The organism is Nitrospira sp., assembly GCA_029194675.1.
In the GTDB taxonomy this organism is placed as follows: domain Bacteria; phylum Nitrospirota; class Nitrospiria; order Nitrospirales; family Nitrospiraceae; genus Nitrospira_D.
This window is the reverse complement of sequence record JARFXP010000001.1, coordinates 83,173-107,040: the sequence shown is the minus strand read 5'-3', so window position 1 is coordinate 107,040 and position 23,868 is coordinate 83,173. Positions and strand designations below refer to the sequence as shown.

Annotated in this window: 27 protein-coding genes and 1 tRNA gene; 22 read left to right on the top strand and 6 right to left on the bottom strand. The window is 55.6% G+C overall.

All coding sequences use genetic code 11. The features are described from left to right. Positions 1-31: 31 nt before the first annotated feature. The 6 genes from P0120_00570 (at position 32) to P0120_00545 (ending at position 5,001) form a co-directional block, all read left to right on the top strand. Complete coding sequence (locus tag P0120_00570) at positions 32-280, top strand: hypothetical protein (GenBank protein ID MDF0672823.1); 249 nt, start codon at positions 32-34, stop codon at positions 278-280. A gap of 229 nt (positions 281-509) precedes the next feature. Continuing rightward, complete coding sequence (fliG, locus tag P0120_00565) at positions 510-1,502, top strand: flagellar motor switch protein FliG (GenBank protein ID MDF0672822.1); 993 nt, start codon at positions 510-512, stop codon at positions 1,500-1,502. Continuing rightward, a complete protein-coding gene (locus tag P0120_00560) occupies positions 1,502-2,527 on the top strand; it encodes a response regulator (protein MDF0672821.1) in 1,026 nt (341 codons plus the stop codon). Before fliG ends, P0120_00560 begins: the two co-directional genes overlap by 1 nt. Further along, entirely contained in the window at positions 2,517-3,824 is a 1,308-nt protein-coding gene (locus P0120_00555; GenBank protein MDF0672820.1) for a FliI/YscN family ATPase, read from the top strand. The genes P0120_00560 and P0120_00555 overlap by 11 nt, the downstream gene beginning before the upstream one ends. Next, complete coding sequence (locus tag P0120_00550) at positions 3,821-4,261, top strand: flagellar FliJ family protein (GenBank protein MDF0672819.1); 441 nt, start codon at positions 3,821-3,823, stop codon at positions 4,259-4,261. Before P0120_00555 ends, P0120_00550 begins: the two co-directional genes overlap by 4 nt. After that, positions 4,258-5,001, top strand: a complete 744-nt coding sequence (locus P0120_00545) for a hypothetical protein (GenBank protein MDF0672818.1) — start codon at positions 4,258-4,260, stop codon at positions 4,999-5,001. The genes P0120_00550 and P0120_00545 overlap by 4 nt, the downstream gene beginning before the upstream one ends. A 235-nt stretch (positions 5,002-5,236) precedes the next feature. Here P0120_00545 and P0120_00540 read toward each other — a convergent pair whose 3' ends face one another. Further along, the gene (locus tag P0120_00540) at positions 5,237-5,398 is read right to left on the bottom strand and encodes a hypothetical protein (GenBank protein ID MDF0672817.1); all 162 of its coding nucleotides are present in this window, start codon (positions 5,396-5,398) and stop codon (positions 5,237-5,239) included. 199 nt (positions 5,399-5,597) lie between these two features. Between P0120_00540 and P0120_00535 the strand changes: the two genes are divergently transcribed. Next, the gene (locus tag P0120_00535) at positions 5,598-5,873 is read left to right on the top strand and encodes a hypothetical protein (protein MDF0672816.1); all 276 of its coding nucleotides are present in this window, start codon (positions 5,598-5,600) and stop codon (positions 5,871-5,873) included. 386 nt (positions 5,874-6,259) lie between these two features. Here P0120_00535 and P0120_00530 read toward each other — a convergent pair whose 3' ends face one another. From P0120_00530 to P0120_00515, 4 genes are all read right to left on the bottom strand, one after another. Then, positions 6,260-6,553 carry a helix-turn-helix transcriptional regulator gene (locus tag P0120_00530; protein ID MDF0672815.1) on the bottom strand — a complete coding sequence of 98 codons (294 nt, stop codon included), beginning with the start codon at positions 6,551-6,553 and terminating at the stop codon, positions 6,260-6,262. Beyond that, positions 6,553-6,840, bottom strand: coding sequence for a type II toxin-antitoxin system RelE/ParE family toxin (locus P0120_00525; GenBank protein MDF0672814.1), 288 nt, complete (start codon positions 6,838-6,840; stop codon positions 6,553-6,555). Before P0120_00525 ends, P0120_00530 begins: the two co-directional genes overlap by 1 nt. A gap of 310 nt (positions 6,841-7,150) precedes the next feature. Beyond that, positions 7,151-7,531, bottom strand: a complete 381-nt coding sequence (locus P0120_00520) for a type II toxin-antitoxin system VapC family toxin (GenBank protein MDF0672813.1) — start codon at positions 7,529-7,531, stop codon at positions 7,151-7,153. Further along, a complete protein-coding gene (locus P0120_00515) occupies positions 7,528-7,779 on the bottom strand; it encodes a type II toxin-antitoxin system Phd/YefM family antitoxin (protein MDF0672812.1) in 252 nt (83 codons plus the stop codon). The genes P0120_00520 and P0120_00515 overlap by 4 nt, the downstream gene beginning before the upstream one ends. Positions 7,780-8,048: 269 nt before the next feature. Between P0120_00515 and P0120_00510 the strand changes: the two genes are divergently transcribed. From P0120_00510 to P0120_00500, 3 genes are all read left to right on the top strand, one after another. Next, a tRNA-Leu gene (locus P0120_00510) sits at positions 8,049-8,135 on the top strand. A gap of 272 nt (positions 8,136-8,407) precedes the next feature. Next, the gene (locus P0120_00505) at positions 8,408-9,175 is read left to right on the top strand and encodes a hypothetical protein (GenBank protein MDF0672811.1); all 768 of its coding nucleotides are present in this window, start codon (positions 8,408-8,410) and stop codon (positions 9,173-9,175) included. Positions 9,176-9,329: 154 nt separating this feature from the next. Then, entirely contained in the window at positions 9,330-9,590 is a 261-nt protein-coding gene (locus P0120_00500) for a sulfurtransferase TusA family protein (protein MDF0672810.1), read from the top strand. Here the strand turns inward: P0120_00500 and P0120_00495 are convergent. After that, positions 9,587-10,405, bottom strand: a complete 819-nt coding sequence (locus P0120_00495; protein MDF0672809.1) for an SAM-dependent methyltransferase — start codon at positions 10,403-10,405, stop codon at positions 9,587-9,589. The genes P0120_00500 and P0120_00495 overlap by 4 nt on opposite strands. Positions 10,406-10,416: 11 nt before the next feature. Here P0120_00495 and ccsA point away from each other — a divergent pair, with 11 nt between their 5' ends. The 12 genes from ccsA (at position 10,417) to glmM (ending at position 23,854) form a co-directional block, all read left to right on the top strand. After that, the gene (ccsA, locus tag P0120_00490; protein ID MDF0672808.1) at positions 10,417-11,220 is read left to right on the top strand and encodes a cytochrome c biogenesis protein CcsA; all 804 of its coding nucleotides are present in this window, start codon (positions 10,417-10,419) and stop codon (positions 11,218-11,220) included. Positions 11,221-11,238: 18 nt separating this feature from the next. Continuing rightward, the gene (hemA, locus tag P0120_00485; protein MDF0672807.1) at positions 11,239-12,630 is read left to right on the top strand and encodes a glutamyl-tRNA reductase; all 1,392 of its coding nucleotides are present in this window, start codon (positions 11,239-11,241) and stop codon (positions 12,628-12,630) included. A gap of 27 nt (positions 12,631-12,657) precedes the next feature. Beyond that, positions 12,658-13,605, top strand: a complete 948-nt coding sequence (gene hemC / locus P0120_00480; protein ID MDF0672806.1) for a hydroxymethylbilane synthase — start codon at positions 12,658-12,660, stop codon at positions 13,603-13,605. After that, a complete protein-coding gene (cobA, locus tag P0120_00475; GenBank protein ID MDF0672805.1) occupies positions 13,602-15,173 on the top strand; it encodes a uroporphyrinogen-III C-methyltransferase in 1,572 nt (523 codons plus the stop codon). The genes hemC and cobA overlap by 4 nt, the downstream gene beginning before the upstream one ends. 49 nt (positions 15,174-15,222) lie before the next feature. Beyond that, a complete protein-coding gene (locus P0120_00470) occupies positions 15,223-15,615 on the top strand; it encodes a CBS domain-containing protein (GenBank protein MDF0672804.1) in 393 nt (130 codons plus the stop codon). Positions 15,616-15,623: 8 nt separating this feature from the next. Then, positions 15,624-16,595: a porphobilinogen synthase gene (gene hemB, locus P0120_00465; protein ID MDF0672803.1), complete on the top strand. Its 972-nt coding sequence runs from the start codon at positions 15,624-15,626 to the stop codon at positions 16,593-16,595. 6 nt (positions 16,596-16,601) lie between these two features. After that, positions 16,602-17,549, top strand: a complete 948-nt coding sequence (gene ribF, locus P0120_00460; GenBank protein ID MDF0672802.1) for a riboflavin biosynthesis protein RibF — start codon at positions 16,602-16,604, stop codon at positions 17,547-17,549. Positions 17,550-17,553: 4 nt separating this feature from the next. Next, a complete protein-coding gene (gene tilS, locus P0120_00455; GenBank protein ID MDF0672801.1) occupies positions 17,554-19,023 on the top strand; it encodes a tRNA lysidine(34) synthetase TilS in 1,470 nt (489 codons plus the stop codon). Position 19,024: 1 nt separating this feature from the next. Next, on the top strand, positions 19,025-19,567 hold the full coding sequence (gene hpt / locus P0120_00450; protein ID MDF0672800.1) for a hypoxanthine phosphoribosyltransferase: 543 nt from the start codon (positions 19,025-19,027) through the stop codon (positions 19,565-19,567). 100 nt (positions 19,568-19,667) lie between these two features. Beyond that, positions 19,668-21,479 (top strand): ATP-dependent zinc metalloprotease FtsH, encoded by a 1,812-nt coding sequence (ftsH, locus tag P0120_00445; protein MDF0672799.1) that lies wholly within the window; start codon positions 19,668-19,670, stop codon positions 21,477-21,479. A 142-nt stretch (positions 21,480-21,621) separates the two neighbouring features. Next, positions 21,622-22,512, top strand: coding sequence for a dihydropteroate synthase (folP, locus tag P0120_00440; protein MDF0672798.1), 891 nt, complete (start codon positions 21,622-21,624; stop codon positions 22,510-22,512). After that, on the top strand, positions 22,505-23,854 hold the full coding sequence (gene glmM, locus P0120_00435; GenBank protein MDF0672797.1) for a phosphoglucosamine mutase: 1,350 nt from the start codon (positions 22,505-22,507) through the stop codon (positions 23,852-23,854). The genes folP and glmM overlap by 8 nt, the downstream gene beginning before the upstream one ends. Positions 23,855-23,868: the final 14 nt, after the last annotated feature.

The following is a 23,868-nucleotide window of genomic DNA, read 5'->3' as shown; positions in this document are numbered from 1 at the left end:
CGATTCGGGGACCGTTGCGCGGAGGGTATCGGTGGTAAGCATCATATGGCAGTGCGTGTCCGAGAAGAAAGGAACTCAGGATATGGCGGGCAAACCTGACGGAGTGTCAACGGTGGACCGTGCGGAGTTTTGCCGGACGGCCACCGGCAAGTTCCTCCTGTGCATTCATGGCACACGCGGGGAGTACGCCGAGATCCCGGCGTGGCCCTCGCCCGCGGCGGCACAGGCCGAGCGCGAGGCTCGCGTCGTGGCTGAATTTGACCAGGACGCGGCTCTATAAGTGAGCCATGTGGAACGGCTTGCGCCGTAAGGAGTATCAGCGTCGTTCTCGCATCGCTCAAGACCTTAACGTACCACCCCCGTACGCCTCGGTCTTTCACTCGCAGCGGCCTTGGAGGGGAAAAAGTGCATCTCGGCGCGCGGGGGTTGGGCGGGTGAGACGGCGAGCTTTTTCAACACCCTCTGCGGGCTATTTACGATATTGCAATAACCCCATCTAGCACATCGCCATGGCGAAGAATCTGACGGGTGAACAGAAGGCGGCCATTCTGCTTCGTGCCATCGGAGAAGAAGCGGCTGCCCAGGTCATGAAACAACTCGATCCGAAAGAAATCAAGCGGCTGGGAAGTTTCATGAACGGCACCGCCCACATTTCACGAGATGAGGAAGACGCGGTCATCTCGGATTTCCGGACCGCCAGCGCGTCCGGCGAGGTTCAGTTTCAGGGAAAAGAGTTCATCAAGGCCGTACTCATCAAGGCGTTGGGTCCGGAAAAGGCGGCGCGGATCATCGAATCGATGACCCGAAAAAGTTATCCGGGGCTGGAGGCGCTGAAATGGGTCGATGTGAAAACGCTTGTCCAAATGTTGAAGGTCGAGCATGCGCAAACGGTGGCGGTCACTCTCGCGCATCTTGAAAGTGACCAAGCCGGGAAAGTGCTTGCAGGGCTTCCGGAATCGATGCGCGGAGACGTGGCGCTCCGGCTTGCCACCATGGAGGAGGTGCAGCCGGACATCTTGGAGGAACTGAGCCAAAGCATGCAGGAGACGTTGTTGGCGAGTAAAGGAGTGGGTTCACAGAGCATCGGAGGGCCTGAGGTGATGGCCGACATTCTCACGCGGATGGATAAGGCCAACGAGGGCGGCATTATGGGCAAGATTGCGGAGAAGAGCCAGCCGCTGGCGGACGCGATCCGGGCGCTCATGTTCGTTTTCGACGACCTGGTGAAGGTCGACGATCGCGGTGTACAGGAATTGATGAAAGAAATCAGCAAGGACGACCTTCCGTTGGCTCTCCGCGGCGCCAATCCGGAGGTGAAGGAGAAATTCTTCAAGAACATGTCGAGTCGTGCCGCGGACATGTTGAAAGAAGATATGGAGGCCAAGGGGCCGGTCAGGGTGTCCGATATCGAGAAAGCCCAACAGAATATCCTGAAAGTCTGCCGAAAACTCGAGGAAGAAGGCCGCATCATCATCGCAGGCGCGGGAGAGGAGATGCTGTAGTGACGGGGCCGCCCATACCGGAGGTGACTGTTCGCGAACGAGGAATGTCGCAATTTCAGGGATCCGTTCTAGTGGTTGATGACGAGGAGGGGGTACGAAACCTCTTCCTCGAACTATTCAGGCCCGAGCGAGTGCCTATTCGCGTCGCCGCTTCCGGGCAAGAGGCGATTTCGATGCTGACGCAGATGGCTCCTGCGCTGTTGATCGTCGATGTTCTGCTCCGGGACCGGGATGGAATCGCAGTCCTGGAAGAGGCACAGAGGATCGACAGCCGGATTATCGGAGTGGTGATGACTGGAGCAGCGACGGTGGAACGTGCTGTCCGTGCGATGAAGGCAGGCGCTGCCGATTTCTTGATGAAGCCTTTTCAGGCCGATGTTGTGCGCTCGACCGTGCGCCGTTTATTGGAACTCCATCGACTGCGTAACGAGAATACGGTCCTGAAACATGCCGCTGTAAAGGCCGGCGCAGTACGGCTGCAGAGCATGCCGCTTCAGACATTCGGAGATGACGGCGCACTCCGAAGGGATGACGGTCAGATGGAATATGAGCGTGGGCTGGCAGAGGGCCGGCGACAGTCCGAAGCGCAGCGTCAACAAGATCTCGCTGTAGTGACCGAGGCCGTCCGAAAGTTTGATGCGGCTCGATCCGCGCTCCGTCAGACGGTCGAGGAGGAAATCATCGCGCTCGCGCTTCAGATTGCGTCCAAAGTACTTCATGAGTCCGCCGAGTCTCACCGCGAACAAATCGTGATGCAGGCCAAGGCGGCACTAGGCGCGGTTGAAGAGTCGGATGGCGTGGTGATACAGGTGCATCCGGCAGACGCGGCGGTACTTGAAGAGGTTCGGGAGGAGCTTGTGGGACGGCAGAATATCGCACGGAAGCTTACCATCGAGCCGGTGGCTTCTCTCCAACGAGGAAGCTGTCTTTTGCACACCGCAACGCGATTGGTCGATGCCTCCCTCGATACGCAGTTGTTCCGTTTGGGCGATGTCCTGAGGAACAGGGCTCATCATGAGTCTTAGTAAGCTGATCGAGTGCGTCGACCCCATCGAAGTGTCCGGAAGAGTGGCTCAAGCGGTTGGGATCGTCGTGGAAGGGTATGGGCCGATGACGACCGTAGGAGAGCTTTGCCGAATTACGAGGGAGGTGCCTGGAGGGCCGATTCCTGCCGAGGTTGTGGGATTCCGTGGGGACCGTGTTCTCCTCATGCCCTTGGGCGACATGCAAGGGATCGGGCCGGGAAGTCGAATTACCATGTCCGGCCAAGTGGCCGATCTTGCCGTCGGACCGGGCTTGCTGGGAAGAGTTCTCGACGGCTGTGGAAATCCGATGGATGGCAAAGGGTCGCTGATAGCCGCTGAGCGCTATCCCCTTTATGCGGCTGCGCCGAACCCGTTACAACGAGCTCGTCTACACACTCCGCTTGATCTTGGAGTTCGTGCGATCAATGGATTTCTGACCTGTGGACGTGGCCAGAAGATGGGCATCTTTTCCGGTTCGGGAGTCGGGAAGAGCGTGTTGTTGGGGATGATCAGCCGTTACACGAAAGCGGATGTCAATGTCATTGCCCTCATCGGAGAGCGAGGTCGTGAGGTCAACGAGTTCCTGGAACGCGATCTGGGCGCAGAGGCACTCGGACGTTCAGTGGTGGTGGTGGCGACCTCCGACCAAGCCCCGCTCATACGGCTGCGTGCTGCATTGGTCGCGACGACGATTGCCGAATACTTCCGTGATGCGGGGAAACAGGTCTTGTTGTTGATGGATTCACTGACGCGACTCGCCTATAGCCAGAGAGAAGTAGGTTTGGCGATCGGGGAGCCTCCGACGACCAAAGGCTATACCCCCTCCGTGTTTACTCTCCTACCGAAACTGCTCGAACGTGTCGGGACCGGGCCAGGTCCGGGAACCATTACCGGCTTGTATACAGTGCTCGTCGATGGCGATGACCTCACCGATCCAATTGCCGATGCTGCTCGCTCGATCTTGGACGGCCATATTGTCCTGTCACGCACATTGGCCGCCCGTAATCACTTCCCTGCGATCGATCTCCTTCAGAGTACCAGCCGTGTGATGCGGGATATCGTCGGACGGCCCCACTACGATGCCGCCAGGACAATCCTCGAATTGGTGGCGAGGTATCGCGAATCCGAAGACCTGGTTGTGCTTGGAGCCTACAAGCCGGGGATGAACGCCGCTCTCGACCGTGCCGTACAAGCACAGGAAGCGATCAATGGGTATTTGCGGCAGGACATCGACCAGGCGGCCGGCCTGCCTTCGTCGGTACAGCAACTTGAAGCGCTGGCCCAGCAGGCGGCATGAGCCTCGAGTCGTTGAGAAAGCTACGCGTCCAGACTGTAGAGCGTCTGATGATGGAATTGGCGCAGGTCACTCGCACCCTGGCCCAGAGTGAGGAACGGTGTCGCGACATCGAAGCCCAGATTCAGCAGGATGTCGTCATCTATGACCGACAATCAGCGCAAGGGCTGACGATCGAAGCCTGGCTGGAATGGCAGGGGCGTCTAGATTCACAACAGGCAGCGTTACGGCGAGTGCGTTGCGAGATCGACCAAGCCGTCGAAGCGTGGCAGCATACCAAGGCGCTTCTTGTCGAAGCCAGCCAGGAGCGCAGGCTTCTTGATCGTGTCGCCGACAAACGCCGCGAAGTGCAGCGAGCCGAGGAGGGGCGTCAGGAACAGCGGACAACGGATGAAGGGGCGAGCCGTCGGTATTCCGTTGTCAAAGCGAGCAACTCATGAGGGCACGATCCATCAAGGGCTGGACACATTATCTCGGTCTCGGCAGCCTTGGGCTGGTGGCGAGAACTGTGCCGGGGATAAACCGGCATTCCCAGCTTTGGACGATGATTGCTGGGATCGTCGGTTCGACTATTCTTTTGTGGATCATGGTGCAATTGGGACAAGCCTCCTCCGAACCAAAATACAAGACACAGTCCGTAACGACGAGTGAGCTGAAGCAGAGGGTGCCGCCACAAGTGCAGGATGCAGAGGGCTCAAGCGCAGAATCCGACGACAACGATCTCAAGCTGTTCGCCCCGCCTGCGACGCAAGGGCCGGCGATCGATGTTCCTCGTGAAGTACTCGAGATGCTGGACCAGCGCAAGCGCGATCTTGACCGGCGTGAGCAATCGATTCGCCAGAACGAGGAACGGCTCATGATCGTGAGGGGGCAGGTTGAGGAACTGTTGGATCAGAACGAAGCGTTGGAAAAGCGGATTCAGAGCGCGCAGGCGAAAGAAGATGGACCACGAGCCAAGGAGAAAGAACGTTTGGTCCAGGATCAACGGACGCGGCTCGCCAAAATCTACGAATCCATGCCGTCTGAGGACGCCGCCTCGCGTCTCGAACATATGCCGGATCGGAAAGCGATCGAAATCCTCAGGCTGGTGAAAGCCAAGACTGCCGGGGCAATTCTCGCGCAGGTCAAAACCGACCGGGCCGCGAAACTGACCGAACAGCTGCTGGCGCAAACACCATAGTGGCTAGCGCACATGGCGTTTGTTGACGTATTGAGTGACAAGGTCGATCTGATCTCCTACGCCATGCACGATTCAAGATCCGACCCTAACTGTTTTGAGCATTTACTGAGTCTCGCACAATAGAGTGACAAGATGTGGTCTTTCGGGGTGCGATGGGACTTGGCTTTCTTTTTGATTTATGTGTCACTGTATTCTACGAGGATCAGTAAGGTAGTGCCACGAGTATCCGGCTCCTTTACTTTCGCAGTCGGTCCCGGAGCCGGCGAATGTGGCGGGGCGTGAGCCCTAACACCTCAGCGGCTTTTTGGTGTGTGAGCTGCCTCGCGAGGACTTGGTGAATCACATGGACTTGTCGAAGTTCTTTCCCGCTCATGACGATGCTGTCCTTTCCGACCATCCCGCCCTCCTTGTGAGAGCCGGCAGTCTACAGAGGACAGTTCTATTGTGGGAAAGGCGGACATTATCATTGTGGGATTACATGCAAAGAATTGACTATATTGAGATTCTTAGATATAAGACAGCCTCGCCATTTTGGATTCGACAGTGGGACAGCATTTCCATTTTAGTCCGTCAACCCGCTGCAAGGAGGTTTTACAGTGAGATACCAGCATTTGCTCCTCGGCATCGCTCTTATGAGCCTCGACCTCGCCGGCTGTCAACCTGCAAACGTTTTATCAGCCAAATGGGATAGCGGAGCCAACGGTCCAAACATTCAAACACGCTGTGAACGTGTTGACATGCGGGACAAAAATGAGATGGATTCCATTTTCACAAAGTATGATGGTTGGAAGATGGTCTACGTCTCTGAATATACGACTGGCAACAAGTTTGGAACCGATGCTGCTGTCTGCTTTGAAAGGGGTGGGAAGTAGTACATCCCCCCATATCATGGCCGGACCGCTTTTACGACCGTCCGGCATTCCTTTTTGCAGAAATCTCCACTTCAGCGATAAGAAATATGGGTTAGTAGAATATTAGTAGGGTCAAGTATTGGAGAATGTTAGTAGGGTCAGATCTTGAATCGTGCGTGGCGTTGGAGAGTAGATTCGACCTTGCCATCCAAATGTTCCAATAAACGCCATGTTCGCGGCCTCTATTCTCCTCATGACGCCGCGCCTTGGGCGATTTCCGATGTGGTGCTTCGGCCACCCCACGGTGTAAGAAACAGATACGGTTGTCGGTAATACACAGTACAAGGTCTGACCCCACTCCGGCATGATGCACCCAAGTAGAGTCGCACCAGCATGTCGGTGGCTGGTTACGCGACTTCCAACTCCACATGCACGCGCCGGCCAAGTGCCGTGGCGATATTCACCAGGGCGTCCAGCCAAAACCGCGACACACGCCCGCGTAACAAGTCGTTCATGCGAGGCTGGGTGACGCCGCAATGTGTTGCGGCGTCGGCCTGCTTCCAGTCCTTGGCCTTGATGATAGCCGCGATCTGCCGCATCAGTTCGGCCCGCGCCTGGAGATTGGCCGCCTGCTCAGGGGTGTCGGCAATCGCATCCCACACGCTGCTGAAAGTGTTTGTTTTGGTCTTGGTCTTCGTCATTATTGGGCACCTCTCATCAGTTCGGTGATTCGCTTTTTGGCAAGCTCAATGTCACGCTTGGCCGTCGCCTGCGTTTTCTTCTGGAATGCGTGCAGCACATAGACCGCATCGGCTAGCCTGGCCGTGTAGACCATGCGGTATGTGCCGGTGTCGTCCCACATCCGGATTTCTTCGACGCCCTTGCCGATAGAAGGCATCGGCTTGAAATCGTCCGGCTGTTCACCGCGCTGCACCTTGTCCAACTGATAGCCCGCGTCGTGCCTGGCGGCCTCGGGAAACTCCCGCAAACCGTGAGCGAGTCCCCAAGGAATCGTAGTCGCTTCATGGGTAGAATATACTGGATTGGATATACATGCCCAACCTGACGGCGCGCGAGTCAGTTTCGCACCTGCGGTGAGCCAGAAAGCGGCCAAGGCGATCAGACAGAGAATGCGTCGCTGGCAGCTGCATCAGCGTAACGATCTGGCCTTGGAAGAGATCGCCCGGTGGACCCACCCTATGCTGAGAGGCTGGGTGTGTTACGAAAACTCGCATTTTTCATCCCCGCCCTTCCGGGCGGGGCATTCAAATGCGAGTTTTCGTAAACGCTCACTTGGCCTAAGAGACCATCTGACACACCGCACCATACGGCTTTAAACTCGAATCACACGTGAGCAAGCGCAGACCTTCCACATGGGCTTGCGCCAACAAGATTCGATCAAAGGGGTCATGATGATGAAGCGGCAACTGTTTAAGAGCAAGGGCGTGTCGCACAGACACCGGCAATTCCTGAAAACCACTGTCAGCGATCTTGACAGCGAGCTCGTCGGGATCCGCGGAGAGCTTTTTCAGCTGAATCTTAATGACCACTTCCCACAGAGAGGCCGCACTGATATAGACCTCGGACGTGGCCTCTATCTGGTGATAAATGACTTTCGAGAGTCTTGGAGAATGAATCACAAACCACAAAAAGATATGGGTGTCTAACAGGAGATTCATGGTCCACCCTCGAACGCGGCCATCATGTCGGGTGGTAACGTCGCATCAAAATCGTCAGAGACGGTCACTCGTCCTTTCAATAATCCTGGACGGCGGACAGGAATTTTATGTTTCAGAGGGCCAAGTTCGGCTACGGGCGTCCCATCTTTGCAAATGGTGATGTGCTGGCCCTTGGCAACGGCGGCAAGCAGTTTGGAAAAATGGGTCTTGGCCTCATGGACGTTCACAGTTCGGGTGGCGGCTTTCATGTGTATCCTCCCTATGGACTAAGCTTAGTCTACTTCTGACATCCGCGGGAGTCAATCCTCGTTGTAGGATCAATATGAGGGTCGGTATTTGCGACGTGCCGTCTCTGGGCGGTCGCTGTGTGCGTGCGTGATGGGGCCTCTATACTAAACGAACGCTACAACCGACGTGACCGAACTACTGCGGGTCATCGGTACGCGAGATTGATGCCGATTGACCCTCTGGCTGCGGCGTGTTAGAACCACACCCGCTGTGCCTGTGCGGTGGATGTGCCCGGATGGCGGAACTGGCAGACGCGCCGGACTCAAAATCCGGTTCTCGCGAGAGAGTGGGAGTTCGACCCTCCCTCCGGGCACCAGATGAGTGTCGAGCTGATTGATTACTGGTCGAACAATGCCAACGTGTCTTGATGAGCGGCGTCGATTTCTGAACGTCCCACTCCGTGATCGTGCTACCCACTTGACAGCGCCGTGCTATTAGCCTAATTTCTGCAATGATTCTCAAGATGTAGGTATCAATTTCTGATGATCAGACGAAAGCAGGGAAACGCTCAAGATGTCACTATGATCGATCGATTTCTTTCTTACGGGACTATCCGTCCCGTCCACCTACTTTTTAAGGAGGCAGCACATGCGTAAAGCGTTGGCACTAGGGGCCGCACTGCTTTGTGTCGGCTCTATGAATGTTGCAGTAGCTCAAGAGCGACTACAGCAATCATCCGGCGGGTCCGCAATGGGTGTGGGAACCGGGGTTGGCGATGTGTCCGGAAGTTCCAATCGGGTCCAGACCTTTGATCGCAGTGCATTTCTTGATCGCCTCTCTCTTCCTGAGACGATTTATGGTCGTGTCCTGGCGATAGATTTTCCGGCGGGGAAGATGCATCTGGAAACCGGGGGAAGCTCTCACGACGAAGGCCGTGCGGGAACCGGAGCCATGAGCTCGCTGACGGTCTACTTCGACGAAAGAACCAACCTGGATCAGTTTAAGGTGTTGAACAACGGCGATGATATCGCGCTCCAAGTGGTTGAAGCGACTTCGCCCAATCAACCGTATGGCACGGGCCGCAAGATTGTTCGCGAGGTGTACTTGCTGCGAGGCAACGAGAAACTCGCCGGATTCGGCGGCCTAGGGCAGCGACCGAATCCCTCGAACGAGCGCGCTATTGAGACAGCCAGTACCACCACGACAGGTGGAGTGGCGGGATCTGTGTTGCCAGGCAAAATTACCGGGATTGTGGATACCACCATCGGCGAATACACCGGTACAGCTCCCTGTTGGAATTGCGAACCTCAACCAGGATGGGGGTATAAAACAGTAACTCCGGAAACAAAGATGCCCAACACATCCGACTATGGAACTGACGCGTCAAAACCGAATCTGGTAAAGGGATTCAATTAAGACGCTCTGGAGTTCGAGTTTTTGACAGGGGCAGCTTGCGCTGCCCCTGTTCATTGAGCTGGGACTCTGCTTGCTCAATTCCAATGATCCTTGATAGCCTGATGATGCGGTCAAATTGTTCTTCACTCAATCATCAGGATGAACCAGCATCAGAATGAACGAGCATCAGAATGCACCGGGGGTGCCGACGTCAGAGCTTGATCTTCGTGGAGTGATTTGTCCCTACAACTTCGTGAAGACCAAACTCAAGCTTGAAACGATGAAGGAAGGCGAAGTGCTGTCGGTCTTGTTGGATGACGGCGACCCTATCCGGAACGTGCCGCGTAGTGTCGAGAATGAAGGACACACGGTATTAGCACAGGAACGAGTGGACCAAGCCTACAGAGTTTTAATTCGTCGGGAGGATAGTGACTAGACGCTCCTTGGTTTTGTGTTCCGCCCGCCTCGGTTTTTTCCCGCAAGAACAATCGTGATCTGTTCCCCCTGCACGTCGGGCAGGCTTCGGCTTACTTGAAGTGATGTCCCGCGAATAATATGCTCGCTGGACCTTGTCAGGTCACAAGCCAACACGACAAGGCGTCGGGGCGCGATGTTCACAAGGAAGTGAACCGCACGCATCAGTGAGTTCACAGTGCAAAACGCCACCGTGGGAACTTCCCTCTTCAACGCATCGATAAGGCAGCGGGCGAGATGGGGGGCCTTACTCGGCAGATATCCAAGAAGATAGAACGACTCGCAGGGCACGCCTGCGGCGGTGAGGGCCGCAATCACTACGGAAGGGCCCGGTATGGGGATCACAGGGATTCCATGTGCATGCGCTGCGACCACGAGGAGATGGCCTGGGTCGACCACAAGGGGAGATCCGCAATCGGAGACAAGCGCGACATCAGTGCCCCGCTGCAACCGCTGCACAAGAACCGCCGCCTTCTCCTTCAGATTCCGGGGGCCGTAGCTCGTCACCATCGCTTGAATATGGTGATGTGCGAGGAGTTGTTGCGTTGCCTTCGGATCTTCCGAAGCGATGAGATCTACTTTCCTCAGGACCTGAATGGCACGCACGGTCACATCGTCAGGATGTCCGATTGAAACAGCCACCACATAGAGTGTTCCTTTGCGATCGGGCGGACTGCCGGAAGTCCTTGAAGCTCCTGCGTTTTGTTGACTCCCTTTGGTCGGCATCGATATAATTTCAAACTTATCTTGTTGACGTTCGATCAGTAGACACCTCAAGGGTGTTTCCGATGGCAGCTGTCTGTTTCATGATCACGCTGGTACTGTACATCGTGGCCACGGTGTCGTTTCTTTCCTATTCGCTGCGGCGCTCTGAAGCCCTGTCACACGTGTCGCTGGGTATGACGGCGGCCGGCTTTGCTTCACATACCGTTGCCCTCGTCGTGCGGATAGCTGGTGCCTCATCATCGGCGCCGCCCAGCTTTTCCGATGCCCTTTCTTTTTTCTCGTGGATGATCATCCTGGTGTTTTTAGTCGTCGAGTTCCGCCATCGGATTCATGTGCTTGGGTCCTTCATGGTGCCTTTAGCCTTGGTCTCGTTGATTTCGGCCGCAGCCCTTCCAGAGACGGTACCTACCCTCCAGCCGGTGTTCAAGACCTTATGGTTTCATGTCACGCTCAGCATGCTGGGCGCCGTGGGATTTACGGTCGCGTTTGTCGCGGGTGTGATGTACCTGATCCAGGATCGGCTCCTCAAGTCGAAACAGTTTAATGTTCTCTACAGCAAGCTCCCCGCGCTCGACTTTCTCGATCACCTTAATCAACAATCCATCGTGTTAGGGTTTCCGTTGCTTACGCTGGGAATCGTAACGGGAGCCATCTCAGCGCAATTTGCACGCGGATCGTATGTGAGTTGGAATCCTGAGCAGACCTGGGCGCTGGTCACGTGGCTCTTCTATTTCATCGTATTGCTCGGAAGACTGACCATCGGGTGGAGAGCCAAACGCGCGGCCTATCTCACGGTCATCGGATTTGCTTGCGTGATCCTTACATTGGTAGGCGTCGTCCTTAAAGGACATAGTGCGTTGTCGTAAGATGCGTCTGAGAATCCTATGCATCTGATCGTCGTAGGGTTAAGTCACAAGACGGCTCCCGTCGAGATCCGAGAGCGGGTGGCTGTTCCCGAAAGCCGACTCGGCGAAGCCCTCACCCGCCTCTGTTCGTATCCCGGTGTCAAGGAAGGCATCCTCCTCTCGACCTGTAATCGAGTCGAGGTTTACTCAGTTGTCGACGATATTGAAGCCGGATATGGTCGTATCCAAGAATTTCTCGCCGACACGCATCTGTCGTTGTCTTCCGAACAGCTGACCCCGCATCTCTACTGGCATACCGGGGATCGAGCGATCGGTCACTTGTTCAGAGTCGCAGCCAGTCTCGATTCAATGATTATCGGAGAATCTCAAATCCTGGGTCAACTGAAGGATGCGTTTGAAGTCGCGCTGGCCTATAAGACAACCGGCGTCATCATGAACAAGGTCGTCAAGAAGGCTATCTCAGTGGCCAAGCGCGTGCGGACCGAAACAAAAATTTCTGAAATGGCGGTGTCGGTCAGCTATGCTGCCGTTGAGCTGGCCAAGAAGATTTTTTCGAATCTGCACGAGAAGACGGTGCTGTTGGTCGGTGCCGGGGAAATGGCGAAGCTGGCCGCGCGCCATCTGATCGCTCAGGGTGTGGGGCATGTGCGTATCACGACAAGAACTCCACAGCATGCGGTTGATCTCGCCGCCAAGTTCGGCGGCACGGCGGTCCCATTCGATCAGTTCAAGGATGATATGGCCTCAGCGGATATTGTTCTCGTCTCTACGGGTGCGGCGCATTATCTGGTCGGGGCAGAGGATGTGCATCGTGCGGTCGAAGAACGCATGAACCGTCCGATGTTCTTGATCGATATTTCGGTTCCCCGAAACATCGATCCAGCCGTTCGGCATGTCGACAATGCGTTTCTCTTCGACATCGATGATCTGAAACATCGAGTCGAACAGAACCGAGCCGAGCGAGTGCAGGAGTCGGAGAAGGCCGAGAGGATGGTTGTGGAAGAAGTGACCACCCTGCTGGACTGGATGAAATCCCTGGAGGTCACGCCGACGATCGTTGCACTCAGGAACCGCGTCGATGATATGAAGCGGGCGGAGGTCGACAAGGTGCTCGCGCGACTGCCGCATCTGTCTCCTCAGGAGCGCGAACTGGTTGAAGGCCTTGCCTCCTCGATTGTGAACAAATTGATTCATCGCACCATGGTCACCCTCAAGGCCGAAGTCAACTCTTCGAGCGGTCCTGCGTTCGTCGAAGCAGCGCGTCGGTTTTTTTCGCTCGACCTGCAATCTGCGTCTGTTCAACAGATCGAGACCTACAGGCAGTCGACGCATTACCAGACCGAAAGCTCTGCAGAGTCGGGCGCTGAGGATTCAGTTCCGGAAACGTCAATCCATAAACGAACCCGCTGATCGGCGGGCTACGAAAAGAGTCTCAACGTGTCGATACAGAACGGCAGGCGCTCAACCTTGGTTCTTGGGACGAGAGGGAGTAAATTGGCGCTCTGTCAAAGCGAATGGTTCCAATCCAAGGTTCAAGAGGTCGTGCCGGAGGTCCGGGTCGTGCTCAAGAAGATTCAGACGTCCGGCGACAAGATTGTCGATGTGCCATTGGCAAAAATCGGGGGGAAAGGCTTGTTTGTCAAGGAAATTGAGGGCGCCTTGCTCGCCGGTGAGATCGATTTCGCCGTTCACAGTATGAAGGACGTTCCAGCGCAATTGCCTGAAGGTCTCGGAATTCTCTGTGTTCCTCAGCGCGAGGATGCCCGGGATGCCTTAATCAGTCGTGAAGGATACTCGTTTCAGGATCTCCCGTTCGGAGCCAGCATCGGGACTGCAAGCCTTCGTCGCCAAGCGCAATTGTTACAGGCCAGGCCGGACTTGAAGATCGCGATGCTACGCGGCAACCTGGATACACGCCTGAGAAAACTCAAGGAAGGACAGTTCGATGCCATCGTCTTGGCAACTGCGGGTCTGCACCGGTTGGGTTGGTCTCAGACCATCACGGAATATCTTTCCCCTATCCTCAGTCTGCCTGCGGTCGGACAGGGAGCCCTTGGTATCGAAGGTCGGACCAACGATGCATTCGTGCATTCCGTTTTATCCCGACTCAATCATCAGGCCACCCATACGACTGTGACGGCAGAACGGGCTTTTTTGCATCGTCTAGAGGGGGGCTGTCAGGTGCCCATTGCAGCCCATGCAACTCTATTCGGTGAGAAGCTGGTATTAGAGGGTCTTGTCGCCAGTGTCGATGGGAAGACCGTTATTCGCGACGGGATGGAGGGGACAGATCAGCAGGCTCACGCGCTGGGTGTTCAGTTGGCTGAACGACTGCTGACGCGGGGAGGGGACAAAATTCTTCGGGAGATTTACGGGTCGGCATGAACATGGTACGAGAAAGGAAGGGGAAGGTCTATTTGGTCGGAGCCGGTCCCGGAGATCCTGGGCTGTTGACCCTTCGAGGAAAGGAGTGTCTTGGGCAAGCTGACGTGGTTCTCTATGATTATCTGGCGAACTCTACCCTCCTTACCCATGCCCGGGACCAAGCGGAGCGAGTCTATGTCGGACGGAGAGGCAGAGGGAAATACCCTGAACAGGAGGTCATCAATCGTCTGCTGATTGAGCGAGCAAACGCAGGCAACGTGGTCGTGCGGTTGAAGGGAGGCGATCCGTTTGTCTTTGGGCGAGGAGGAGAAGAAGCGGAAGTGCTGGCGGAGGCTGGGATCGAGTTTGAGGTGGTTCCCGGGGTGACTGCCGCAGTGGCGGTGCCTGCCTACGCCGGGATTCCGGTGACACATCGAACGTTGGCGTCTACGCTGACGATTGTCACCGGGCATGAGGATCCGGAGAAGCCCTCCACGGCCCTGGACTGGTCAAGACTGGCGATGAGCCGGGGTACGGTCGTCTTTCTCATGGGTATGAAAAACCTCCCAATGATCTCGACTCGTCTTATCGAAGAAGGGTTGGCGCCGACGACACCCGTGGCCATTACCAGGTGGGGGACAAGGGTTTCCCAGCAAACCGTTGTCGGCACGTTAGCCGATATCGTTCAGAAGGCCGGAGCGCTGAAAATGGAGCCGCCGACCGTCATTGTCGTGGGAGAGGTTGTTCGACTCAGGCCGAAACTCAACTGGTTCGAGCGGCGCCCGCTCTTTGGGAAACGGGTGCTCATGACGCGAGCGAAAGAACAGGCCGGCGAATTAGCCGCTCGATTGACGGATTATGGCGCTGAACCGGTGGAAGCTCCGACGATCAGGATCGTTCCTCCTCTCGACTGGGGGCCTGTCGATCATGCGATCTCCAAGATCGGGGCGTACGACCGGATTATTTTTACCAGCGTCAACGGCGTGAGCCGTTTCATGACCAGGCTGTTCGCTCGTGGGTTCGATTCACGATGCTTGGCTGGACGGCAGCTTTGCTGCATCGGGCCCCGCACGGCTCAGGAACTGGAAAAGTTTGGTGTCAGAGCCGATCTGGTTCCGTCAGATTATCAGGCGGAAGGAGTGTTGGCTGAACTGAATCGGCGAGATGTAGAACAAACGCACATCCTGATCCCTCGGGCAGAAGTGGCCAGAGAGCTCTTGCCGGACGAACTTCGTGCCGCCGGGGCGCATGTCGACGTCATCCCCGTGTACCGAACGCTCACACCGGAACAAGATTCCAGGGGGTGGCGGCAGGAGCTGATGGATCATCGGATTCATGTCGTCACGTTTACCAGCTCTTCCACGGTCCGCAACTTTGTCGCGATGCTCGGCGGTGCGGAAGCGGTGAAGCCGCTCTTGCAATCCGTGCTGATCGCTTGCATCGGACCCATCACGGCCAAGACGGCAGAGGAATATGGTTTGACGGTCTCGATCATGCCGAGTGAGAATACGATTCCCGCACTGGTGGACGAGATCGCCCAGCATTATTATGGAAGCCGTGCGCAGGTTACGACGGGAGCGCTGGAGTGACGAATACACGCAAGATGTACGATGGGCTTTTACAAGGAGGGAGGGTGAGATGGTCCCTGTAAAGTCATTCATGATTCCCCGGGAGAAGTTCGTGACGGTGCCTCGTGACACAGATGCTCAGACAGCTGCCCGCATGATGCGAGACCGCGAGATCGGCAGTTTGTTCGTGACCAACGATCGCGAGATTATCGGCATTATCACGGATACGGATATGGTGCGCCGAGTGGTTGCGGCTGGGACGGCTGCAACCCAGACGACGGTTGAACAAATCATGTCGGCGCCGATCATGACCATTGAAGAGAGCAAGACGTTGCTCGATGCCAACGATTTGATGGCGCAATCCCATCTCCGCCATCTCGGTGTCACGCGCGAGGGGAAGCTGGTCGGGGTTATTTCCGTTCGCGACCTTGTCGTATTCTTGACGAACCTTCCAAGAAAGTAAGACGGGGTATGGGGTTTCCGATCCAGCGGCTTCGACGACTGAGACAGCATGAATCGTTGCGGCGGATGGTACGTGAAACGACGCTGTCCCCGTCGGATTTTATTTCCCCTCTGTTTGTGGTCGAGGGACAGGATCGCCGTGAAGAGATTGCTTCGATGCCTGGCCAATGTCGGCTATCCGTCGATCTGCTGGTCAAAGAAGCGGGAGAGATTCAGGCCTTAGGGATTCCGGCCATCATGCTATTTGGGATACCGGCGCACAAGGACGAGCGTGGCAGCTCGGGGTGGGATCCGAACGGCATTGTGCAGCGGGCGATCAGGGCCGTCAAACAGCAAGTGCCGGAATTGCTTGTGATCACGGATGTCTGTATCGACGAATATACCAGCCACGGGCATTGCGGACTCGTCAAAGAGGGAAAAGTCCTTAACGATGAGACGCTCGAATGCCTCACGGTGATGGCACGCTCTCATGCCGAGGCCGGCGCCGACATGGTCGCGCCGTCTGATATGATGGACGGTCGTGTCGCTGCGATCAGGCGCGAATTGGATCGCGTGGGGTTCTCTGATCTGCCGATCTTGGCGTATGCGGCCAAGTTCTCCTCCTGTTTCTATGCGCCATTTCGGGACGCGGCATTTTCCAGCCCTCAATTCGGTGACCGACAGTCCTATCAGATGGATCCGGCTAATGCGCGCGAAGCGCTGCGCGAGATCGAGCTCGATGTCGACGAAGGTGCAGACATCGTGATGGTCAAGCCGGCGCTGCCTTACCTGGACATCATTGCGATGGCCCGTGCACGTACGCTTCTCCCGCTGGCGGCCTATCAGGTGAGCGGCGAGTACAGCATGATTAAGGCGGCAGCCGCGGCGGGATGGCTCGATGGATCACGTGCCATGATGGAATCGCTGCTGGCGATCAAACGGGCTGGAGCCGATCTGATCCTGTCGTACTTTGCGAAGGACGCCGCCAAGCTGCTTCATTGATCGACGATGAGAGTGACCAGCGGATATTCGGACGAGATCGTACGGCCGTATCCGGTGGGAACCATCGGGAATTTCGACGGCCATCATCTCGGTCATCATGCGCTCTTGAAACAGGTGGTCGAGACGGCGCGCCGAGCCCCTGGAACGGCTGTCGTCCTGACATTCGACCCTCACCCGGTGAAAATCCTTGCGCCTCACGTTGACCTGCGGTTTTTGACAAGCATAGAAGAAAAACGTGCCCGTTTCGAACAAGCCGGAATCGATGAAGTGGTCTCTCTGGGGTTTACCCAAGCATTTGCCGCACTCTCTGCGGAGATGTTCGCCGAGCAGGTCCTCTTCAAAGGGCTTGGACTAAAAGAGATTTTTGTCGGGCAACATTTTGCCTTTGGGCATAAGCGAGAAGGACGGATCGGCGATTTGATCACGCTCGGCAAACGATTCGGCTTTATCGTCCATCCGATTCCTCCCGTGGTGATCGACGGAGGAGTGGTCAGCTCGACGAGAATCAGACAGCTCATCGTCGCGGGGCATGTCGATCAAGCGGCTGTCTTGTTGGGACGATGCTATGCTCTGAGCGGCGTCGTATCTTCCGGCGAGGGGAGAGGGCGAACATTAGGATGTCCTACCGCGAATCTGCGGTTACCGCCAGACCGCGTGACTCCTGGCGACGGAATTTATGCCTCCGTCGCAATTCTGGACCAGGAACGACATGATTCGGTCGCCTATATCGGTACCAGACCGACCTTTGATGGCGGTGAGCGGAGATTGGAAGTATCGATTCTGGATGGAATCCACGAGCTGTATGGGCGAACGCTCACTGTTGAGTTTATCGGTCGTATCCGAGGCGATGCACAGTTTGATAGCGGAGAAGCTCTGAGTCGGCAAATCACGGCCGACATGGATTCTGCGAGGGGCATCCTACGTCGATATCATAAAACAAACGGAGGACGATGAGTCTTTGGAACCGGCCTTAAACAGCTCTCTCAATAAGATGGCTTGGCCCCCGCTGTTGCATCGGGTCGTTCGAACTGTTCGGTCCAGACGCCTCTTTCTCTGTGGACAGCACCTATTGGTCGCCGTCTCGGGCGGGCCAGATTCCGTCGCACTGGTATCGATTCTGCATCGTCTCCGGTCGAGTTGGAAGCTGACGCTATCGGCCGTTCATTGCAACTATGGACTGCGAGGAGATGAGTCCGAAGAGGACCAACAATTTGTGGAGGCCTTTTGCCGACAGCTCGAAGTGCCTCTCCATGTTCGACGGGTCGGAATTCATGTCGATGGACGCAAGGCCTCGCTGCAGGCTGAAGCCCGTGACCTCCGCTATCGGGTGATGCGGGAGGTTGCCGAGCAGTGCGGGGCCGACCGTATCGCCGTAGGCCATACGGCAGACGATCAGGCAGAAACGGTCTTGCTGTGGATGCTCCGTGGTGCGGGACTGACGGGCCTTTCCGGCATGCCGGCATTCCGCGATAACAAGGTTATTCGGCCTCTATACGACACCAAGCGGCAAGAAATTCTGACGTATCTTCGCACGGCAGGATTGTCGTTTCGCGAGGACTCCAGCAATCTCCAGCCGCGCTACTTGCGAAACCGAGTGAGGAGAGAGGTCATGCCAGTTCTGAATCGGCTGGTCCCGTCGAGCCTCGATGCGCTCTGCAGGCTCGCGGATATCTGCCGAGAAGACGATCATTATCTGGATCAGCAGGTCGCCGTCCTCTCCTCTTCCGCTGTGGAACGGGGATCGACTGGAGACTGGGCGATCGATCGCACTTTTCTTCTCGATCTTCCGCATGCACTTCAACGGCGTTGCATCCGAAACCTTCTTCGGCAGCATGACGACCGATTTTACTCACCCAGTATCCGAACGGTTGATTGCATCATTCGCTTGGCCTCCAAGAGGGGATCTGGTTCGAGTCTCGATGTGAAGGGAGGGCTGGTTGTTGTCGGTGATCGCCATCTACGGTTTGTTCCGCTTCAAGCACGCGTAATATCCCATGCTGGACCACCGTATCGCAGATGTCAGGTACTTTTATCTGTACCAGGAGAGCTTATATGGTCTGGAACGAGGCAACGACTTCAGGTACAACAGCAGTCACGAACCCAGCTTGGTGCGGCTCCTCTCGGAAGGGATCGGATTCTGGTCGATGCCGATCGAGTGTCTCAGCCATTGATGGTACGGAACTGGTTGCCGGGAGACCGATTTCATCCTTCCGGTATGGGAGGGCAATCGAAGAAGCTGCAGGATTTTTTTATAGATCTGAAGATACCGATTGCGGCCCGATCGCTCATTCCCCTGGTCGTGGCTCCCGAGGGAATCCTGTGGGTCGTTGGGTATCGACAGGATGGTCGCTGGGCACCCACTGCCGCAACGGAACGCTGTTTGGTGTTCACTGCTGACAATTTATCTTTGAGAGAAGGGACGGAGTGAAATGGAACGGATATTCGGACGCCCGATCGTGACCCAGGAGCAAATGCGGAGCCGCATCCGCGATCTGGGAAGACAGATCAGCACCGACTATGCCGGCAAAGACCTTGTGCTCATCGGGGTACTAAAGGGAGCCTATGCATTTTTTGCGGATTTGGCACGAGCGATCCGAATTCCGGTGCAGGTAGATTTCATCGTCGTGACGAGCTACGGAACGCAGGTGAAAACGACCGGGAAGATCAAGCTCATGACCGAGCTGACCGAAACGATCAAGGATAGAGATGTGCTGCTGGTTGAGGACATCGTCGATTCCGGCTTGACAGTTCAATATCTCACAAAGACGTTGGCGAAGCAGAAACCTAGAAGCATCAAGGTTTGTACCTTGCTGAGTAAGCCGGAGCGCCGCGTCGTCAATGTGCAGTTGCAGTATATCGGGTTCCGAATTCCGAACCGGTACGTCGTCGGATACGGACTCGATTACCAACAAAAGTACCGGAACCTTCCGTATCTCGCTGTCCTCGATCATCCGAGTCGGCAAGAAGAGTAAGAGTTTTCCAGCGAGCTGTTGTCAAGTTGCGCAAGGCTATGTTAACATCATCACGATTTCTACATACGTTGCGTCCAACGTTGTCGCGAAGGAGAACTGGATGAATTCCCGGGTCAAGAACTTGCTCTTCTGGGTGGTGGTCGGCTTGTTCATGATTCTCCTGTTTAATCTGTTCAGTGTCCCGACTCACGCACCTGAAGAAGAAGTGATATTCAGCGATTTCATGGCAAAGCTCGACAAGGGTGATTTTGAAAAGGTCATCATTAAGGGTAATCACATCAGCGGGGTCTTAAAAGACAAGACCCGTATTCGTACCTATTCAGCCGACTACCCTGACCTTGTCAAAGTCCTTCGTGAAAAGGATGTTCAGATTGAGGTCAAACCACCGGATGAGAGTCCGTGGTATATCACCTTCCTCGTTACGTGGGGACCCTTTATCCTCTTCCTCGGCCTCTGGTTTTTCCTGATGCGTCAGATGCAAATCGGTGGGAACAAGGCTCTGTCCTTTGGAAAGAGCCGAGCACGTATGCTGACGGAAGAGCGAAAAAAAGTCACGTTTTCCGACGTGGCCGGTGTCGATGAGGCGAAAGAAGAAGTCCTTGAAATCATTGAATTCCTGAAAGACCCTCGGAAGTTTCAAAAGCTCGGTGGACGCATCCCCAAGGGCGTACTTGTTGTCGGCCCTCCGGGAACAGGAAAGACTTTGCTGGCCAAGGCGATTGCAGGCGAAGCAGGGGTGCCGTTCTTCAGCATCAGCGGTTCTGACTTTGTAGAGATGTTTGTCGGCGTCGGAGCTTCACGGGTGCGGGATTTGTTTGAGCAAGGGAAGAAACATGCCCCTTGCATTATTTTCATCGATGAAATTGACGCGGTCGGCCGCTTACGGGGCGCAGGTCTCGGTGGTGGTCATGACGAACGGGAGCAAACCCTCAATCAGTTGTTAGTAGAAATGGACGGCTTCGATACGACCGAGGGAGTCATTTTGGTCGCAGCGACCAATCGCCCCGATGTACTCGACCCGGCTTTGTTGAGACCTGGACGCTTTGATCGGCAGGTGGTCGTGAATCGCCCAGACCTCAAAGGCCGTTCGGAAATCTTGAAAGTCCATACGAAAAAGGTTCCTGTTGCTGCGAACGTGGAGCTGGAGAAGATCGCCAGAGGGACACCCGGGTTCTCCGGCGCAGACTTAGAGAACCTCGTGAACGAAGCGGCGCTGTGGGCGGCTCGTCAGAACAAAAAGGAAGTTGAAAACATCGACTTTGAGATGGCCAAGGATAAGGTCATGATGGGTGCCGAGCGCAAGAGCATGATTCTCACCGAAGAAGAAAAACGAGTGACGGCCTATCATGAAGCCGGCCACGCGTTGATGGCCAAGCTTCTGCCAGGAACCGATCCCGTTCACAAAGTGACGATCATTCCCAGAGGTCGGGCGCTGGGTGTCACGATGCAGCTGCCGACAGATGATCGGCACAACTATTCGAAGGAGTTTCTTTACAATACCTTGGCGATTCTTATGGGTGGACGTGTTGCCGAAGAGCTTGTATTCAAACATGTCACGACCGGAGCCGGGAACGATCTTGAACGTGCGACGGACCTTGCCCGCAAGATGGTATGCGAATGGGGTATGAGCGAGAAGTTGGGACCCCTGACCTTCGGGCAGAAAGAAGATTCAGTGTTTCTCGGAAGAGACTTTGCCACTAAGCGAGACGTCAGTGATCAAGTTGCGCTTGAAATCGACTTGGAGATCAAGCGCTTCGTCACAGAAAATTATGAACGTTCTAAGCGTGTGCTGACTGAGCAAATGACGAGTCTGAAGGCCTTGGCGGAGGCGCTTCTTGAAAAAGAAGTGCTCGACGCACCGGAAATTGATCAGATTCTGTTGCAATCCTCCTCTCAAACTGTTCCAGCCTAAATATATTGTGCCAACGGTTCGTTGGTATTGGAACCGTTGTCCCTATAGTGCTGTACTCATGGGTCGCATTGCGTCTGATTCCTCCATGATGACCGGATCGACGGGTTGGATCTTCCTTTCGTCGGGAGGCTAGTTGGAGCGAGTGTCACTACAGACAGTAACGGCACAACATTGGTTCTCCGCCAAAGGGCGCAAGATTCATTGCAAAGGGCGTCCACTCATCATGGGCATTGTGAACGTCACGACTGATTCCTTCTATGATGGGGGACGATATGTCGAGCCTGAAAGAGCCATCGCCCACGCACTGGAACTTGTTGAGCAGGGGGCGGACATCATCGATGTTGGAGGAGAATCGACTCGGCCTGGAGCACGTTCCGTAAGTGAACAGGAGGAATTGGCTCACGTGATCCCGGTGGTGACAGGACTGGTGCATCGTGTGTCGGTCCCGATTTCGATCGATACCACCAAGTCGCGAGTGGCAGAAGTAGCCCTGGATTGCGGAGTAGCAATCATCAATGATGTGAGCGCCTTGCGGCAGGACCCTGCGATGGCGTCGGTTATTGCCCGCTCGGATGCGGGAGTCGTCCTGATGCATATGCAAGGATCTCCGCAAACGATGCAACAATCACCGCACTATTTCGATGTCGTCGGTGAAGTCGTGCAGTTTCTTGATGAGCGCCTCCAGAATGCTATCCGTGCAGGAATTGCTCGAACGAACATCATTCTTGATCCGGGCTTTGGTTTTGGCAAGCAGTTGGTCCACAATCTTGACCTTCTTGATGGATTGTCCGCGTTAGCGGCATTGAACCGCCCAGTACTGGTCGGCTTGTCACGGAAGGCGTTTATCGGGAAAGTGGTTGAACAGCCTGTTGAACATCGAGAATGGGGGACCGCAGCGGCGGTGGCATTGGCGGTCGATCGCGGCGCTCATATCGTGCGAGTCCATGATGTTGCCATGATGATCGACGTAGTCAGGCTGGCTGCGGCATTGAATCCGCGCTGGTCATCTTGCGGAGGAGAGCACGATGCGTAAATTATTTGGAACCGACGGCGTCCGAGGGGTTGCCAATCTTGATCCCATGACGAGTGAAATGGCGATGCAGCTCGGCCGAGCCGCAGCACATATCTTTATGAGACGAGCAGGTCGCCATCAGATCGTCATCGGTAAAGATACTCGTATTTCCGGATATATGCTGGAGTCTGCTTTGATGGCAGGAATCTGCTCGATGGGGGTGGATGTGCTGTTAGTCGGACCGATGCCGACACCGGCGATCGCGTTCTTGACCAGGAGCCTACGGGCGGATGCAGGGGTGGTCATTTCGGCATCGCACAATCCTTACCAAGACAACGGGATCAAGTTCTTTTCAAGCGACGGGTTCAAGCTTCCGGACGAAGTGGAAGCTCGCATTGAAGAATTGATCGTCTCGGAAGAAATCAGCCATCTTCGACCGACGGCAGATCTCATTGGCAAAGCCTACCGTATCGACGATGCAGAGGGGCGCTACATCGAATTTGTAAAGCGGTCGTTGCCGAAGGATTTGGATTTTCAAGGGATCAAGCTCGTCGTCGATTGCGCGAACGGCGCGGCATACAAGGTGGCTCCGATGGTTCTCAGGGAATTAGGCGCCACGGTTGAAGTCATCGGCAATAACCCGGACGGGATGAATATCAATGCCGGTTGCGGTGCCGTCCATCCGCAACTCCTGCAAGAGTCGGTACGCCGTTACAAAGCGGATCTTGGTATCGCCTTGGACGGCGATGCCGATCGGGCCGTCTTTGTCTGCGAGCAAGGAACGGTCATCGATGGCGATCATGTGATGGCGGCCTTGAGCCTGGATCTTCATCGCAGCGGGCTCCTAACCAAGCAGACCTTGGTGGGAACCGTGATGAGCAACTTTGGACTGGAACTGTCGATGTCGAAAGCGGGCGTCAAGCTGGTTCGGACACCGGTCGGTGATCGATATCTGCTCGAACGAATGTTGGCTGAAGGCTATAACTTCGGAGGAGAGCAATCGGGACACTTCATATTCCTTGATCATAACACGACCGGGGACGGCCTCATCTCGGCTCTGCAGATGTTGTCGTTAGTGAAGCGAACCAGGCAGCCGTTATCTGAGTTGGCCAAGGCGATGACCGCCGTACCGCAAGTGTTGATGAATGTGCATGTCACGAAGAAGCCGAGATTGGAATCGATTCCCGACATTGGTTGCGCGATACAAGAGAGCGAACGTCGCCTGAACGGGTGTGGGCGGGTCCTCATCAGATATTCCGGAACAGAGCCGCTGTTGCGGATCATGGTGGAAGGAGAACAGTCCACCCTGGTTAGGGAATTGGCTGAGGATCTGGCCAGGGTTGTACGAAAACATATCGGCTGAGTCTTCCCTCATCT